The 15,894-nt window shown below is 40.2% G+C and carries 11 protein-coding genes; 6 read left to right on the top strand and 5 right to left on the bottom strand.

The window, feature by feature from the left end:
- Positions 1–108 precede the first annotated feature (108 nt).
- Together htpG and adk are read left to right on the top strand one after the other, a co-directional pair.
- A complete protein-coding gene (gene htpG / locus AABI99_RS15210; RefSeq protein ID WP_338366936.1) occupies positions 109–2,022 on the top strand; it encodes a molecular chaperone HtpG in 1,914 nt (637 codons plus the stop codon).
- Between the two features lie 182 nt (positions 2,023–2,204).
- Positions 2,205–2,849: an adenylate kinase gene (adk, locus tag AABI99_RS15205; RefSeq protein ID WP_338366934.1), complete on the top strand. Its 645-nt coding sequence runs from the start codon at positions 2,205–2,207 to the stop codon at positions 2,847–2,849.
- An 89-nt stretch (positions 2,850–2,938) separates the two neighbouring features.
- Here adk and tpx read toward each other — a convergent pair whose 3' ends face one another.
- On the bottom strand, positions 2,939–3,526 hold the full coding sequence (tpx, locus tag AABI99_RS15200) for a thiol peroxidase (protein ID WP_338366933.1): 588 nt from the start codon (positions 3,524–3,526) through the stop codon (positions 2,939–2,941).
- Between the two features lie 214 nt (positions 3,527–3,740).
- On the opposite strand from tpx, the gene AABI99_RS15195 reads away from it, so the two are divergent.
- Both AABI99_RS15195 and AABI99_RS15190 read left to right on the top strand, forming a co-directional pair.
- On the top strand, positions 3,741–4,745 hold the full coding sequence (locus AABI99_RS15195) for a response regulator (protein WP_338366932.1): 1,005 nt from the start codon (positions 3,741–3,743) through the stop codon (positions 4,743–4,745).
- Positions 4,746–4,748: 3 nt separating this feature from the next.
- Positions 4,749–5,720, top strand: a complete 972-nt coding sequence (locus tag AABI99_RS15190; RefSeq protein WP_338366931.1) for a diguanylate cyclase — start codon at positions 4,749–4,751, stop codon at positions 5,718–5,720.
- 120 nt (positions 5,721–5,840) lie between these two features.
- On the opposite strand, the gene AABI99_RS15185 is transcribed toward AABI99_RS15190, so the two are convergent.
- The 4 genes from AABI99_RS15185 to AABI99_RS15170 all read right to left on the bottom strand — a co-directional run bounded on the left by AABI99_RS15185 (position 5,841) and on the right by AABI99_RS15170 (position 11,397).
- Entirely contained in the window at positions 5,841–7,355 is a 1,515-nt protein-coding gene (locus AABI99_RS15185; protein WP_338366930.1) for a SpoVR family protein, read from the bottom strand.
- Between the two features lie 17 nt (positions 7,356–7,372).
- Complete coding sequence (locus tag AABI99_RS15180) at positions 7,373–8,656, bottom strand: YeaH/YhbH family protein (protein WP_338366929.1); 1,284 nt, start codon at positions 8,654–8,656, stop codon at positions 7,373–7,375.
- 27 nt (positions 8,657–8,683) lie between these two features.
- Complete coding sequence (locus AABI99_RS15175) at positions 8,684–10,606, bottom strand: PrkA family serine protein kinase (RefSeq protein WP_338366927.1); 1,923 nt, start codon at positions 10,604–10,606, stop codon at positions 8,684–8,686.
- Between the two features lie 209 nt (positions 10,607–10,815).
- Positions 10,816–11,397: a Fe-Mn family superoxide dismutase gene (locus AABI99_RS15170; RefSeq protein WP_338366926.1), complete on the bottom strand. Its 582-nt coding sequence runs from the start codon at positions 11,395–11,397 to the stop codon at positions 10,816–10,818.
- A gap of 266 nt (positions 11,398–11,663) precedes the next feature.
- On the opposite strand from AABI99_RS15170, the gene AABI99_RS15165 reads away from it, so the two are divergent.
- Together AABI99_RS15165 and gltB are read left to right on the top strand one after the other, a co-directional pair.
- Positions 11,664–12,002 (top strand): Grx4 family monothiol glutaredoxin, encoded by a 339-nt coding sequence (locus AABI99_RS15165; RefSeq protein WP_016709200.1) that lies wholly within the window; start codon positions 11,664–11,666, stop codon positions 12,000–12,002.
- A gap of 881 nt (positions 12,003–12,883) precedes the next feature.
- On the top strand, positions 12,884–15,894 hold a 3,011-nt coding region (gene gltB / locus AABI99_RS15160), incomplete at its 3' end, for a glutamate synthase large subunit (protein WP_338366924.1).

Here is a 15,894-nt window from a genome sequence, read left to right as displayed (position 1 = left end):
TTTATGTAAGCTCAAACGCTGCTTTTTTAAATTTTTCCCTTGAAGTTACTCCACCTCACCCCATATTAAGTGCATAACGCAGACACTTTGCTAATTGGAGATACATAAATGACTGCAGCACAAAAAGAAACATTAGGCTTTCAAACAGAAGTAAAACAACTATTAAACTTAATGATTCATTCGTTATATTCGAATAAAGAAATATTTTTACGTGAGCTTGTATCAAATGCATCAGATGCTGCCGATAAGCTTCGCTTTTTAGCGCTTTCTAATGGCGATCTTTACCAAGGTGATGCTGATTTACGTGTACGCATTAGCGCAGATAAAGAGGCGAACACAATTACCATTTCTGATAATGGTATTGGTATGACACGTGAAGAGGTCATTAGCTCTTTAGGGACTATTGCGAAGTCGGGTACTGCTGAATTTTTCAAAAACTTAACCGGCGACCAAAGTAAAGACTCGCAATTAATTGGCCAATTTGGTGTTGGTTTTTACTCAGCATTTATTGTGGCTGACGAAGTGACAGTGCGCACGCGCAAAGCGGGTGAAACACAAGCGTATGAGTGGCAATCACAAGGTGAAGGCGAGTACACGCTACAAGAAATTGAAAAAGAAGGCCGTGGTACGGACATTATTTTACATCTGCGTGAAGAAGAAAAAGAATACGCGGATGAATACCGCCTGCGTAGCATTGTGACTAAATACTCAGACCATATTTCTACGCCGGTACAAATGTATAAAGCAGAAGTGCCTGAGTCTGAAGGCGAAGACGGCGAAAAAATCCCAGCAGTTCCAGGTGAGTGGGAAAGCATTAACCGTGCAACTGCTTTATGGACACGTGATAAGTCAGAGGTTTCTGATGAAGAATACAAAGAGTTTTACAAGCATGTAAGCCATGATTGGGAAGAGCCACTAAACTGGGCGCACAATAAAGTAGAAGGTAAAACTGAGTACACAAGCTTATTGTATATCCCTAAAAAAGCGCCGTTCGATTTATGGAACCGTGAGCGCCAAAGTGGCTTAAAACTGTATGTTCAACGTGTCTTTATTATGGATGACGCAGAGCAATTTATGCCAAGCTACCTGCGCTTTGTAAAAGGCTTACTTGATTCAAACGATTTACCATTAAATGTATCGCGCGAAATTTTACAAGATAACAAAGTAACGCAAGCAATTCGTAAAGGGTGTACGTCTCGTATCTTAAAAATGCTAGAGCGTATGGCTAAAAACAAAGCCGAAGACTACCAAACATTTTGGAACGAGTTTGGCCAAGTAATCAAAGAAGGCCCAGCAGAAGATATTGCAAATAAAGAAGCCATTGCTAAATTGTTACGCTTCTCATCGACTCATACCGACTCAGAAACACAAGATGTATCGCTTGAGCAATACATTGAGCGTATGAACGATGAGCAAGATAAAATTTACTACGTTGTTGCAGATTCGTTTACAGCGGCTAAAAACTCGCCGCACTTAGAAATCTTCCGTAAAAAAGGTATCGAAGTATTATTACTAAGTGACCGTGTTGATGAGTGGATGATGAGCCACTTAACTGAGTTTAACGAAAAATCGTTCCAGTCAATTACACGTGGCGACCTTGATTTAGGTAAACTTGATGACGAAGAGACTAAAAAAGCACAAGAAGAGTCTGAAAAAGAAGTCGCAGGCTTAATTGAGCGCATTAAAACAGCGCTAGGCGAAGAGGTTAAAGAAGTGCGCTTTACGCATCGCTTAACTGACTCTCCAGCATGTGTTGTGAGTGATGACAACGATATGAGCTCGCAAATGCAAAAACTTATGGAGTCAGTAGGTCAATCAGTACCAGAGGCAAAGCCTGTATTTGAGCTTAACCCTGAGCACCAATTAGTTAAGCACTTAAACGATGAGCAAGACGAAGACAAGTTTGCACAGTGGTCTCATGTATTACTTGACCAAGCGTTACTTGCTGAGCGTGGAACATTAAAAGATCCTACTGGGTTTGTAACACGTTTAAACAAGTTAATGCTTGATTTAAATAAGTAAGACTAACAGGCTCTTTTAATTGCTAAAAGAGCCTAAAATATAAGCATAATGATTAAGGAAGCGGATGCTTCCTTTTTTTATGCGCTATAAAGTAGGCAATTAGTATAAGTTGCTTGAGTATCTGCAGCGCTTGTGGAAGAATTCAGGCTTTAAAATAACTATCCATACTAGGGGACAATGATATGCGCATTATTCTTTTGGGCGCGCCAGGTGCTGGTAAAGGTACTCAAGCTCAGTTTTTAATGGACAAATACGGTATTCCACAAATTTCTACCGGTGATATGCTTCGTGCAGCCATTAAAGAAGGTACACCACTTGGTTTAGAAGCTAAAAAAGTAATGGACGCTGGTCAGTTAATTTCTGACGATATCATCATAGGTTTAGTAAAAGAGCGTATTGCTAAGCCAGATTGTGAGCAAGGCTTCTTACTGGACGGTTTCCCACGCACTATTCCACAAGCTGATGCAATGAAAGAAAATGGCGTTGTGGTTGATCACGTTATCGAATTTGACGTTGCGGATGAAGTAATTGTTGAGCGTATGGGAGGACGTCGTGTACACCCTGGAAGTGGCCGTGTTTACCACGTAGTTTACAACCCACCAAAAGTGGAAGGTAAAGACGATGAAACAGGCGAAGAGCTTATCATTCGTGCAGATGACACGGAAGAAACAGTTCGTAAACGTTTAGGTATTTACCATGAGCAAACCATGCCATTGGTTGATTACTACCAAGCTGAAGCAAAAGCAGGCAACACGCAATACCACAAGCTTGACGGAACACAAGCTGTTGAAACTGTAAGCCAGCAACTAACAGAACTTTTAGGTTAATAAAACCTAAAGACCTATTATTAAAAACCGCCAGCGGCGGTTTTTTTGTATATGTTATTAAAAAAATAAAACAGATGAGTCGCGTTTATCTAAAGTGTTTTGAGCTTTTCTATCACAGGCTCGTAGCTTGGCTCAGTCGATAAGTTTGATACAAGTTGCTTGTAAATCACTTTATGACTTTTATCTAAAATCAGCACGGCACGGGTGAGTAGCCCCATATCTTTTATAATCAAACCATATTTTTGGCCAAAGTCTCGCCACACTGAGTCAGATAAAGCTATCACCTTGTCGATATTTTCTGCATTACAAAAGCGTTTTTGAGCAAATGGCAGATCGGCACTAATGGTCAGCATAGCGACTGTAGGAAATTGTGAGGCTACTTTTTCATTAAAATGTTTTGTTTGTAAGCTACAAATGCCAGTATCTAAACTTGGCACCACACTAATTAAAACAGCTTGGCCTTTGTAATCATCAAGATTTACAGGAGCAAAAGCACCATCCACCACTTTAAAGTTTGGCGCATTATCGCCTACACTTACCCCTTTACCTAATAAAGTGACAGGTTTACCTTGAGCAGAGACCTTACCTGCATCAAGTGTGTTTTCTGGGTATTGTGATGCTTGCCCAACTGAGCTTAAAGCAAGTGTGCTCAATGCAAAAATAACAGAGCGTACCATAGCTATTTCCTTTTAAAATTAACGCAATAGGTTTGCGTGTATTATACTGAATATCACTAACCAAGCGATTAAATATCATGACAAAAGTAATATTAAGTTTTGTGAATATAAAATTGTAAATTTAAAGATGTTTTATTAACATGTGGTTACAAAATGTATATTAAATAGAGTCATAAGGCCTATTGACAATATAGGGTCAAATAAGAGAGATAGTATGTCAACCTCCGTATTAATATGTGACGACTCAAAATTAGCGAGGCGTCAGCTAGCTCGCTCATTACCAGATGACTGGGAAATAAAAGTTGAGTTTGCTCAAGATGGTGTTGATTGCATCAAAAAACTAAAAATAATTGAGCCCGAAATTCTTTTTCTTGATCTAAACATGCCAGAGATGGACGGTTACGAAGTGCTGATGGCCATGAAAGAGCAAGGCCTTAATATTTTAACTGTGGTTGTATCTGGTGATATTCAGCCAAATGCACACCAACGCGTCACTGAATTAGGTGCCATTGATTTTATTCAAAAACCTTGCTCCCCTGAAAAATTAGCCGATATTATTGAACACCATGGCATTAAAGATAAAGCGATGCGCGAACGACTCGCTCACTCTTTAGGTGAGCAAGTAGACCCTGATGTGCGTGATATATACCAAGAGCTAACGAATGTTGCTATGGGCCAAGCAGGCGACTTACTGGCACGGCTTTTAAATGTATTTGTGAAGCTGCCTATTCCGAATGTAAATGTGCTAGAAGTAAATGAGCTGGATATGGCACTGCAGTCAATTGATAATAATGCCGCGACCTCAGGCGTGTGTCAGGGCTTTATAGGCGGTGGTGTATCGGGTGAGGCGTTACTATTATTAAATGATTCAAGCTTTAAAGAAATCGCGTCATTGATGAATTACGACGGTGAGCTTAACGATAAGGTTGAGCTAGAGCTGTTGATGGATATTAGTAACATTTTGATAGGCTCAATTTTAACAGGGCTCTCTAAGCAACTAGATATGTCTTTTAGTCAAGGTCATCCTATTGTGCTTGGTCAACATCGTGATGTATCCGAATTGGTTAAATCAAATAAATCTCGCTGGCAAAGAACCTTAGCGATAGAAATAAGCTACGGCATCGAAAACCACGATATTAACTGCGACCTTATGCTGTTATTTACCGAAGATTCACTCAAGACTTTGAAATACAAAGTTGCTTACTTATTAGAAGACTAAATTATGGCCGCTGATTTAGAAATGAATGAAATCCATTGGTTAATGGATATGTTTAACACGGTTGATGTGGGCCTTGTTGTATTAGATAGAAATTATAAAGTGTGCGTGTGGAATGGCTTTATGGAAAACCACTCGGGCTTGTTGCCAAGTGCTGTAAAAGACAAAGACCTCTTTGATTTATTCCCTTCAATTAATGAGAAATGGTTTAGAGGTAAATCAGAGTCCGTATTTGTACTTAAAAATCGCTCTTTTACTATCTGGGAGCAGCAACCGTATATCTTTCGTTTTAAAAATTATCGTCCGATTACCGGTAAAGCGGATTACATGTATCAAAATGCGACCTTTATTCCGCTTACTAATACGCTGGGTGAGGTAAGTCATATTTGTATTATTATTTATGACGTGACAGATGTAGCCGTGAATAAGAAAGAGTTGGAAGAGCTTAATCAGCGCTTAGAGCAAGTAAGCCAAACCGATAGTTTAACGCAGCTATTTAACCGTGGGCACTGGGAAACGACACTGCATCAAGAATTTTTACGTGTAAAGCGCAGTGGTGGCAGTAGTACATTATTAATGTTTGATATTGACCACTTTAAAAAAATTAATGATGAGCATGGCCATAGCTGTGGCGACTATGCGTTACGTCACCTATCTGATTTGTTGCGCACCACACTACGTGAAACCGACATAGCGGGGCGCTACGGAGGAGAGGAGTTTGTTGTTACTTTACTTGATACCGACAAGCAAGGCGCTGCAACTTTTGCAGAGCGCTTAAGGGCGTTGATAGAAGCCAATCCTTTTGTTTACAAGCATACAAAAATAAAAATGACAGTGAGTATTGGTTTTGCAGGAAATAGCCCTGAATTTGCAAAACATGAGCGATGGATTGAAGCCGCTGACAAAGCCCTGTATCACTCAAAAGAGCATGGGCGTAATAGAGTAACCGCTTTTGAGGATATAAAAAATGACGCATAAGCGTCATTTTTTATGCGCTGTTAAAATTAAGGCGCGGGATACCAAATTGCACCGTAAGCCTTTGATGTAAATACTTAACAAAGAGATTGGCTAAAGTGCTGTTTGTATCAGCCGTTTTATTTACTCTGTTGTATGGCGAGTATCATCTGCTGGGCATTGGCCAAGAATAGAAACATCGCCTGTACTGGTTTCTTGCTGCAATTTAACCTTAAATCCCCATAACCTATAAAGATGCTTTAGTACCTCCTTGTGGGAGTTAGCAAGTGGAATACTGTTGTGGGGTACATAGCGAAGTGTTAACGATCTGTCACCTCTTACATCAACATTATAAACTTGAATATTAGGTTCGTGATTACTCAAATTATATTGCGCAGACAGTGCTTCACGTACTGCTTGATAACCGCTATCATCATGGATTGCCCCCACCTCTAAATGCGGATTACGGCTATGATCAACAATTGTGAATAGCTTGAAGTCACGAATTAGCTTTGGGGATAAAAATTGACTTATAAAGCTCTCATCTTTAAAGTTTTCCATAGCAAAATGCAGTGTATCTAGCCAATTAGTTCCAGCATACTCAGGAAACCAGCGCTTATCCTCATCTGTTGGGTTTTCACAAATACGACGAATATCCACCATCATGTTAAAGCCCAATGCGTAGGGGTTAATACCTGAATAATAATTGCTATTGTATGGCGGTTGATAAACCACATTAGTGTGGCTTTGCAAAAACTCCATTATAAAAGAATCGGTTAATTTACCTTCATCATATAAATGGTTCAAAATGGTGTAATGCCAAAAAGTAGCCCATCCTTCGTTCATCACTTGAGTTTGTTTTTGTGGATAAAAATATTGCGATATTTTTCTAACAATCCGAATCACTTCTCGTTGCCAAGGTTCTAATAAAGGCGCATTTTTTTCAATAAAGTATAAAATGTTTTCTTGAGGCTCTTGCGGGAAGTGCGTCTCTTGTTTTTTAGCTTCTTGTTGCTGCACAGGGATAGTCCGCCAAAGCTCGTTTACTTGAGATTGCATGTAATCTTCACGTTCTTTTTGACGTTTTTGCTCTTCAAAAAGTGATATTTGTTGCGGACGTTTATATCTATCTACGCCGTAATTCATCAGTGCGTGACATGAATCAATTAAGCTTTCTACTTGCGTAATACCGTGTTTTTCCTCGCAGCGGCTTATATAATTTTTTGCAAAAACTAAGTAATCTATAATGGAGTCGGCGTCGGTCCAAGTTTTAAATAAGTAGTTACCTTTAAAAAATGAGTTGTGACCATAACAGGCGTGTGCCATTACCAACGCTTGCATTGGTAGTGTGTTCTCTTCCATTAAATACGCAATACAGGGGTTTGAGTTTATTACAATTTCGTAAGCTAACCCCATCTGTCCACGCTTATAGTTTTGCTCTGTTTGTATAAATTTTTTACCATATGACCAGTGGCTGTAGCCTATGGGCATGCCTACGCTTGAGTACGCATCCATCATTTGCTCAGCGGTTATAACTTCTATCTGATTAGGGTAAGTATCTAATCTGTAATGTGCTGCAACACGGGCAATTTCAGTTTGGTACTGCTCAAGCAGCTCAAAAGTCCAGTCAGGGCCATCACTCATTCGTTCATTGCTCATAGTAAACCTCGCTTAAGCTAAGCAGCCCCCTGTTGGTGGCGATTTTTTTTAAACAGCTCCCTGAACATAGGGTAAATGTCTTCAACACTTTGAATGTGCTGTATTGCAAAGTTGCTATGGGTTTGGGTTATATTTTGATATTCGCGCCACAAGCTTTGATGAGCACGTGTGGTAATTTCTATGTAAGCAAAGTAGCGTGTAGCCTTAAGTAGTTTATTACGCAGTATCTCACCACAAAACGGGGTGTCGTCTGCCCAGTTATCGCCATCAGAGGCTTGTGCTGCGTATATGTTCCATTGCTCTGAATCATAGCGTTCTTTTATTATTTCGTTCATTAATTTAAGCGCACTGGAGACAATCGTACCGCCAGTTTCTTGAGAGTAAAAGAACTCTTGTTCATCGACCTCTTTAGCTTGTGTGTGGTGGCGTATATAGACCACTTCAATGTCTTTGTAGCTTCGGGTCAAAAATTGATAAAGCAAAATATAAAAACGTTTTGCCATATCTTTAGTGGCTTGATCCATTGATCCTGATACATCCATAATACAAAACATAACGGCTTTGCTGGTGGGGTGGGGTCGCTTTTCATAATTACGAAAACGTAAGTCGTAATTATCGATAAACGGCACTGACTTTATTTGTTGTTTGAGTTTTACAATTTCCTCTTGTAAAAGTGCAATAATAGCTTGGTCGCTTTGCGTTTTCTCAAGCTCCATCGCAAGTTGCCCTTCAAGCTCTGCCAAGCGCCTTTTTTTTCCTGCGCTCATAGCGACGCGTCTTGCAAGCGAGCCTTGAAGAGAGCGTACAATATCGATGTTACTGGGCATACCATCACTGCAAAAACCAGCTCGGTGCGTTTTCATTTGCACTAATTTATCTAACTGGTTTTCTTGTAAGTTTGGCAGCGCTAAGTCTTCAAAAAGTAAATCTAGGTATTCATCTTTTGAAATAGAGAACACAAAGTCATCTTGGCCCTCGCCTGAGTCACTTGCATCAACATCGCCTGCGCCTCCACCTTGGCCTCCTTTAGGGCGTTCAATTTTATCTCCTGTTGAAAATTGATCGTTCCCTGGATGAATTTGTTCTCTGTCGCCACCCTTTCCCTGGTGAAAAATTGGCTCACTGATATCTCGCTGCGGTATAGAAATACTTTCTCCTGAGCTTGAGTCTGTCACACTACGTTTATTAACCGCATCAGAGACCGCTTCTTTTATTTGTTTTTTATAGCGCCTAATAAAGCGCTGACGATTAACTGTGCTTTTGTTTTTACCATTTAAACGTCTATCTATAAAATGCGCCATACTTTTCCCCCTAAAACAACATGAAGGCTACTGCGATTTTCTAACTCGTAAATACCACTCAGAAAGTAAGCGCACTTGTTTTTGGGTATAGCCTTTTTCGACCATGCGATTTACAAAGTCTTCGTGTTTTTGTTGATCCTCTGCTGAGGTTTTTGTATTGAACGAGATAACGGGGAGAAGATCTTCTGTATTTGAGAACATTTTTTTCTCAATTACCGTGCGCAATTTTTCGTAGCTTGTCCATAGTGGGTTTTTGCCATTATTGTGAGCGCGCGCACGTAATACAAAGTTAACTATTTCGTTCCTAAAATCTTTAGGGTTGGAAATGCCTGCTGGCTTTTCTATTTTTTCAAGCTCTGCATTGAGTGAGGCTCTATCAAATAACTGGCCTGTATCAGGGTCTCTGTATTCTTGATCCTGAATCCAAAAATCGGCATAAATTACGTAGCGGTCAAAAATATTTTGACCGTATTCAGAATATGACTCTAAGTACGCGGTTTGTAATTCTTTACCAATAAACTCAACATATTGCGGAATTAAATAGCCTTTTAAAAAACTCAAATAACGCTCTTCTACCTCGGCGCTAAATTGCTCACGTTCAATTTGTTGCTCCAACACATAAAATAAATGTACGGGATTAGCAGCCACTTCGGTTGTATCAAAATTAAATACCCGTGATAGAATTTTAAATGCAAAGCGGGTAGAAAGCCCAGTCATACCCTCATCGACTCCAGCGTAATCGCGGTATTCTTGGTATGACTTTGCTTTAGGGTCGGTATCTTTTAGAGTTTCACCATCATAGACTCGCATTTTTGAATAAATGCTGGAGTTCTCAGGCTCCTTTAACCGAGACAAGGTGGTAAATTGAGCCAGTGTTTTGAGCGTACCGGGTGCACATGGTGCACTGGCAAGTTCACTGTGTTGAATAAGTTTATCGTATATTTTTATCTCTTCGGTAACGCGCAAACAATATGGGACCTTCACAATATACACTCGGTCTAAAAATGCCTCGTTATTTTTATTGTTTTTAAATGTTTGCCATTCTGACTCGTTTGAATGAGCTAAAATCATACCGTTAAAGGGCAGTGCACTGATCCCTTCTGTGCCGTTGTAGTTGCCTTCTTGCGTTGCGGTAAGAAGAGGGTGCAACACCTTGATAGGGGCTTTAAACATTTCTACAAATTCCATCAACCCTTGGTTTGCTAAGCATAAAGAGCCTGAGTAAGCATAAGCATCGGGGTCGTTTTGAGCAAAATGCTCAAGCTGGCGAATATCGACTTTCCCTACCAATGCTGAAATGTCTTGATTGTTTTCGTCACCGGGTTCGGTTTTGGCAATCCCCACTTGATTTAAAATTGAGGGATAACGTTTTACTACTCTGAATTGACTAATATCGCCGTTAAATTCTTTTAATCGTTTTGCGGCCCATGGCGACATGATGGTTTTTAAATAACGAGGCTTAATACCGTATTCTTTGTCAAGCACATTAGCGTCTTCAACAGGGTCAAATAAAGAGAGTGGATGATCATTCACAGGTGACCCTTTAATTGAATAAATAGGTACTTGTTGCATCAGATATTTTAGCTTTTCCGCAATTGAAGATTTACCGCCCCCGACTGGACCAAGTAAATAAAGGACTTGTTTGCATTCTTCTAGGCCTTGAGCGGCGTGTTTAAGATAAGAGACGATTTGCTCTATAGCGTCTTCCATGCCATAAAAGTCGGCAAAGGCAGGGTAGCGTGCAACCACTCGATTAGAAAATAATCGGCTCAAACGTGCATCGGTTGACGTATCAACCATTTGCGGTTCACCGATGGCCATTAAAAGTCGCTCAGGGGCACTGGCGTAAGCGGACTTGTCATTCTTACAAATTTCAAGAAATTCGCTAATACTGTATTCTTCTTCTTGTGCTGCTTCGTATCGTGCTTGGTAGTGCTCAAATATAGTCATAATAACCTCCGAAACCCGCTTTAAAAAGGTGCTTACTTTTTAAAGTCTAGTCAGAGATTACTATTTTTGTGCAATAAAATTAAAAATTTAAGTGAAAAAAGATCATGTGACTGATTGGTAAGCTTTACGCGTATAAAGGCAAATTTACTGTTGAAAAGGCACAAAAAAAGACGCCGAGGCGTCTTTTTAAATCAGCATCTAATGGCTAATTAAGCGAAATTTGCGTTCGCGAATTCCCAGTTAACAAGCGCCCAGTAACCTTTAAGGTAATCAGGACGAACGTTACGGTAATCAATGTAGTAAGCGTGTTCCCATAAATCCACAGTAAGAATCGGAGTAACACCCTCGTCGGTAAGCGGTGTTGCTGCATTAGACGTGTTCACGATATCTAAAGAACCATCAGCTAATTTTACTAACCAAGTCCAGCTAGAACCAAAGTTATTAACTGCTTTATCGTTTAATGCATCTTTAAATGCGTCAAATGAACCCCATTTTGCGTTGATTGCGTCAGCGATAGCGCCTGTTGGCTCACCGCCGCCATTTGGAGATAGACAGTTCCAGTAGAAAGTGTGGTTCCAAATTTGTGCAGCGTTGTTGAATACGCCACCTTCAGATGAACATACAATCTCTTCTAACGATTTGTTTTCAAATTCAGTACCTGGAATTAAACCGTTTAGTTTAACAACATACGTGTTGTGGTGCTTGCCGTGGTGATACTCAAGAGTTTCTTTTGAAATATGAGGCTCAAGTGCATCAATTGCATATGGTAGTGACGGTAGTTCAAATGCCATTTTTTATCTCCATTTTCTTTTGGTTGATAACTCGTTTGATGTTACGTAATGCCTGATAGAACAGACCACTTACCTATACCAAACGAAAATATAGTGTTACTATAATTGTTGAGTATTTTACTCAAGTTTTAGCAAACAGCAATGCTATTGCGAAAGACTATTTCAATTGCGGCTTTATTTGCCCATTTTAAGTTATATATCTGTGGCCACAATGATTTATTTTCAAGCCCTGGGTATATCAAGCTATCGTCATTTTGAGGTTGTAGATGGAAACCATTGATAAAATTAAACAGCAGATTTCAGAAAACCCAATAATCCTTTATATGAAAGGGTCGCCTAAATTACCAAATTGCGGTTTTTCTTCACAAGCGTCACAAGCGCTAATGTCATGTGGCGAACCATTTGCTTATGTTGATATTTTACTGAATCCAGATATTCGTGCTGAGCTACCTGCTTATGCAAACTGGCCTACCTTCCCACAGCTTTGGGTTGAGGGCGAATTGATTGGTGGTTGTGACATTATCATTGAAATGTTTCAACGCGGTGAATTACAGCCACTGATCACTGAAACAGCAGCTAAGTATAAAGAAGCTGACGCAGAGTAATTGCTACTTTTTATAGATTATTAAGGCCACGTTTTACGTGGCTTTTTTATACCTCTAAATAATCTTTAACGCCCTTATTTCTTAAATAGCAATGCAAAATAATACTCAATTATTTTGTGGTTCTAAACATGCCACTTTTTTCAAAAAAATTTCATTTACGGTTGTATGCATGTATCTGGTAGCGCAATGAAGTTGCAATTGCCGATAATAACTAAATAGCCAATTTTTTGGCCAGCTATTAATACGTATTTCTAGCTTTAAAATTGAAGCGTACATAAGCAGGTTGATATCAGTCAATTCGTGCGCGTTTAGTTCGATTAATTAGTGCTCCACAACCAGCGAGCTGCTCTTTGCTTTGCAGCATCTAATTAAGTACAAGAGGGCACTAAGCAGTCTGTATCAGCGTAAATTTTAATTAAACTATATGCTTTAGATAAAAATTCACGCAATCTGCACAAAAAGCAACACAATAATTAATAACTATCCTAATGCATGCGTTAAAAGCGTAATACTAACCCTTTTATTTATTTAAAAGGTATTAAACTATCTAAATGTTAACTGAATTTCCTGTGTTTTAGTGAATATTTATTCATTGAGTTTTGCGTTTACGCTTACGTAAAGGGTATGCTTTTAGCTCCTTTGTTTTTACAAAATGTTAAAATTGACACCAGTGTCATAGAAATATGATGTACAAATAATCGCTAATTGTTAAAACTTATGAGTTAAAAAGAAATCTTGCCTTGAAGTGAGAAATATTCAAGAATATGAATATATATTCAAAATAATATTGACTCTATTTACTATAGAGGCTAGTTTTGTGCGTCTGTTAGCAAATCGTCGAGCAGTTCATTCACGTTAACAGTGCAGCAAGGGAGGGGTCTATGTTATACGACTCAAAATTAGAAAAAGATAATTGTGGCTTTGGCTTAATAGCCCAAGTTAATGGTCAAGCTAGTCATCGGCTTATTCGTACAGCTATTACTGGACTTGATCGCATGCAGCACCGCGGTGGTATCTCTGCCGATGGTAAAACAGGCGACGGCTGTGGTTTATTACTTCAAAAACCAGATAGTTTTTTCCGTGCAATTGCGAGTGAGCACAATTGGCACTTAGGTAAAAATTACGCCGTAGGCATGGTTTTCTTAAATTCAGATCCCGTTTTAGCACAAGCTGCAAAACAGGTTTTATGTGAAGAATTAGAACAAGAAACACTTAAAATACTTGGCTGGCGTGAAGTGCCAACCGACCCTTCAATGTTAGGGCCAATTGCAACACAGCAGTTACCTGGTTTTGAGCAAATTTTTGTTACAGCGCCTGAAGGCTGGCGCTCTAAAGATTTAGAACGACGTTTATATGTAGCACGTCGTCGCGCAGAAAAGCGTTTAGTAGAGGATGAGTCATTTTACATTGCCAGCTTATCGGGGTTAGTGACTATCTATAAAGGCCTTATGATGCCTGCAGATTTGCCTAACTTTTATTTAGACTTAGCTGATATTCGTATGACCAGCGCTATTTGTGTGTTCCATCAGCGTTTTTCTACTAACACCCAGCCGCGTTGGCCTTTAGCACAACCTTTTAGGTATTTAGCGCACAATGGTGAGATTAATACTATTGAAGGGAACCGCCAATGGGCTAGAGCACGCTCGTATAAGTTTTCATCGCCACTTATTCCTGATTTACAAAGCGCAGCGCCGTTTGTGAACGAAACAGGCTCTGACTCATCAAGTTTAGATAATATGCTTGAGCTATTTTTAGCCGGTGGTATGGACTTATTCCGTGCTATGCGCATGCTTGTGCCGCCTGCATGGCAAAAAAACCGTGCTATGGATGATGACTTACGCGCATTTTACGATTTTAACTCTATGCATATGGAGCCGTGGGACGGTCCTGCAGGTATTGTTATGTCTGATGGACGTTTTGCAGCCTGTAACCTTGACCGTAACGGCCTGCGTCCAGCGCGCTATGTTATTACCCAAGATGGTTTTATTACACTTGCCTCTGAGGTGGGTATTTGGGATTACACTGCAGATGAGGTGGTCGAAAAAGGCCGTGTAGGGCCTGGCGAGCTTTTAGTAATTGATACAAAGCTTGGCAAAATCTGGCACTCAGATGAAATCGACCAAGATTTAAAATCGCGTCATCCTTACAAATCATGGCTTGAAGAAAACGTTAAACGCTTGACCCCGTTTGAAGAGCTTACTGAGCAAGATGCGGGTAACCGCTCGTTTGATGATGAAACGCTGGTTAAATACCAAAAAATGTTTGGCTACACTAACGAAGAGCTCGATAGTGTTATTCGTGTAATGGGTGAAAACGGCCAAGAAGCAACGGGCTCAATGGGGGATGACACGCCATTTGCAGTACTCAGCGAAGGGCATCGTTCATTGTACGATTACTTCCGCCAAAAGTTTGCGCAAGTGACTAACCCGCCAATCGATCCGCTGCGTGAAAACCACGTAATGTCACTGGCAACGTGTATTGGTAGTGAGCAAAACGTATTTAACGAAACAACAGGCCACGCTAAGCGCCTGCAGTTTGATACACCAATTTTAATGTATGCAGACATGCAGCAGCTACTCAATGCCGATGACGAGCATTACAGCTACTGTAAGATTGATATTACATACACAGCAGAGGAAGGTTTAGAAAAAGCGGTTACACGTATTTGCGATGCTGCACAAGAAAAAGCAGCCGCGGGTTGTGTCATGCTTATTTTATCCGACCGTAACTTTAGCGAAACCCAATTACCAATCCCTGCTGCTATGGCGGTAGGTGCTGTACAAAAACGATTAGTTGATAATAACTTACGTTGTGAATCTAATATTATTATTGAAACGGGCAGTGTACGCGATGCACACCAGTTTGCTGTGCTACTCGGTTTTGGCGCAACAGCGATTTACCCCTACCTCGCGTATGAATCTCTGGTTGCAATGAGCGACGATAAAGTCATTGAAAAGTCGTATTGCGAAGTAACGCTTTCATACCGTAAAGCCATCAATAAAGGCCTGTATAAAATTATGTCTAAAATGGGCATAAGTACGGTTGCGTCGTATCGTTGCTCAATGTTGTTTGAAGCAGTGGGTTTATCTGATGCGATGATCCAGATGTGCTTTAAAGGTGTGGCAAGTCGTATCAAAGGTGCCTGCTTCACTGATTTCGATAGTGATCAACAAAAGTTACATAAACTTGCCTTTAGCAAGCGTAAATTATTAAGCCATGGTGGTTTATTAAAATACGTTCACGGTGGGGAATATCATGCGTACAACCCAGATGTAATCCAAACGCTACAAAAAGCAGTCCGCTCTGGCGATTATAAAGACTATGGCGCATATGCAGATTTAGTTAATAACCGCCCAATTGCTACTTTACGCGATATGCTAGCGCTTAAATTACCTGAAAAAGGTATTAGCATAGATGATGTAGAGCCGGCTGAAAACCTATATAAACGGTTTGATTCAGCTGCAATGAGTATTGGTGCACTTTCGCCTGAGGCGCATGAAGCGCTTGCCATTGCAATGAACCGCTTAGGCGGGTGTTCAAACTCTGGTGAAGGCGGCGAAGATAAACTTCGTTACAACACCGAGAAAAACTCACGTATTAAACAAGTTGCTTCGGGTCGTTTTGGTGTAACGCCGCACTACCTTCGTAATGCGGATGTAATTCAAATTAAAGTGGCGCAGGGTGCTAAACCTGGCGAAGGCGGGCAATTACCCGGTGAAAAAGTAACGCCGTATATTGCAAAGCTTCGTTATTCGGTACCCGGTGTAACATTAATTTCACCACCACCGCATCACGATATTTACTCAATTGAAGATTTAGCCCAGCTAATATTCGATTTAAAACAAGTAAACCCAGAAGCCATGGTGTCAGTGAAGTTAGTATCTGAGCCGGG

It is taken from the genome of uncultured Pseudoalteromonas sp., from assembly GCF_963922945.1.
Classification (GTDB): Bacteria; Pseudomonadota; Gammaproteobacteria; order Enterobacterales; family Alteromonadaceae; genus Pseudoalteromonas.
This window is presented reverse-complemented; position numbering and strand designations above follow the sequence as displayed.

Excerpts from the sequence above, each read along its gene's own strand:
- htpG (WP_338366936.1), top strand. The coding sequence starts at position 109 with ATGACTGCAGCACAAAAAGAAACATTAGGCTTTCAAACAGAAGTAAAA.
- adk (WP_338366934.1), top strand. The coding sequence starts at position 2,205 with ATGCGCATTATTCTTTTGGGCGCGCCAGGTGCTGGTAAAGGTACTCAA.
- tpx (WP_338366933.1), bottom strand. The coding sequence starts at position 3,526 with ATGGTACGCTCTGTTATTTTTGCATTGAGCACACTTGCTTTAAGCTCA.
- AABI99_RS15195 (WP_338366932.1), top strand. The coding sequence starts at position 3,741 with ATGTCAACCTCCGTATTAATATGTGACGACTCAAAATTAGCGAGGCGT.
- AABI99_RS15190 (WP_338366931.1), top strand. The coding sequence starts at position 4,749 with ATGGCCGCTGATTTAGAAATGAATGAAATCCATTGGTTAATGGATATG.
- AABI99_RS15185 (WP_338366930.1), bottom strand. The coding sequence starts at position 7,355 with ATGAGCAATGAACGAATGAGTGATGGCCCTGACTGGACTTTTGAGCTG.
- AABI99_RS15180 (WP_338366929.1), bottom strand. The coding sequence starts at position 8,656 with ATGGCGCATTTTATAGATAGACGTTTAAATGGTAAAAACAAAAGCACA.
- AABI99_RS15175 (WP_338366927.1), bottom strand. The coding sequence starts at position 10,606 with ATGACTATATTTGAGCACTACCAAGCACGATACGAAGCAGCACAAGAA.
- AABI99_RS15170 (WP_338366926.1), bottom strand. The coding sequence starts at position 11,397 with ATGGCATTTGAACTACCGTCACTACCATATGCAATTGATGCACTTGAG.
- AABI99_RS15165 (WP_016709200.1), top strand. The coding sequence starts at position 11,664 with ATGGAAACCATTGATAAAATTAAACAGCAGATTTCAGAAAACCCAATA.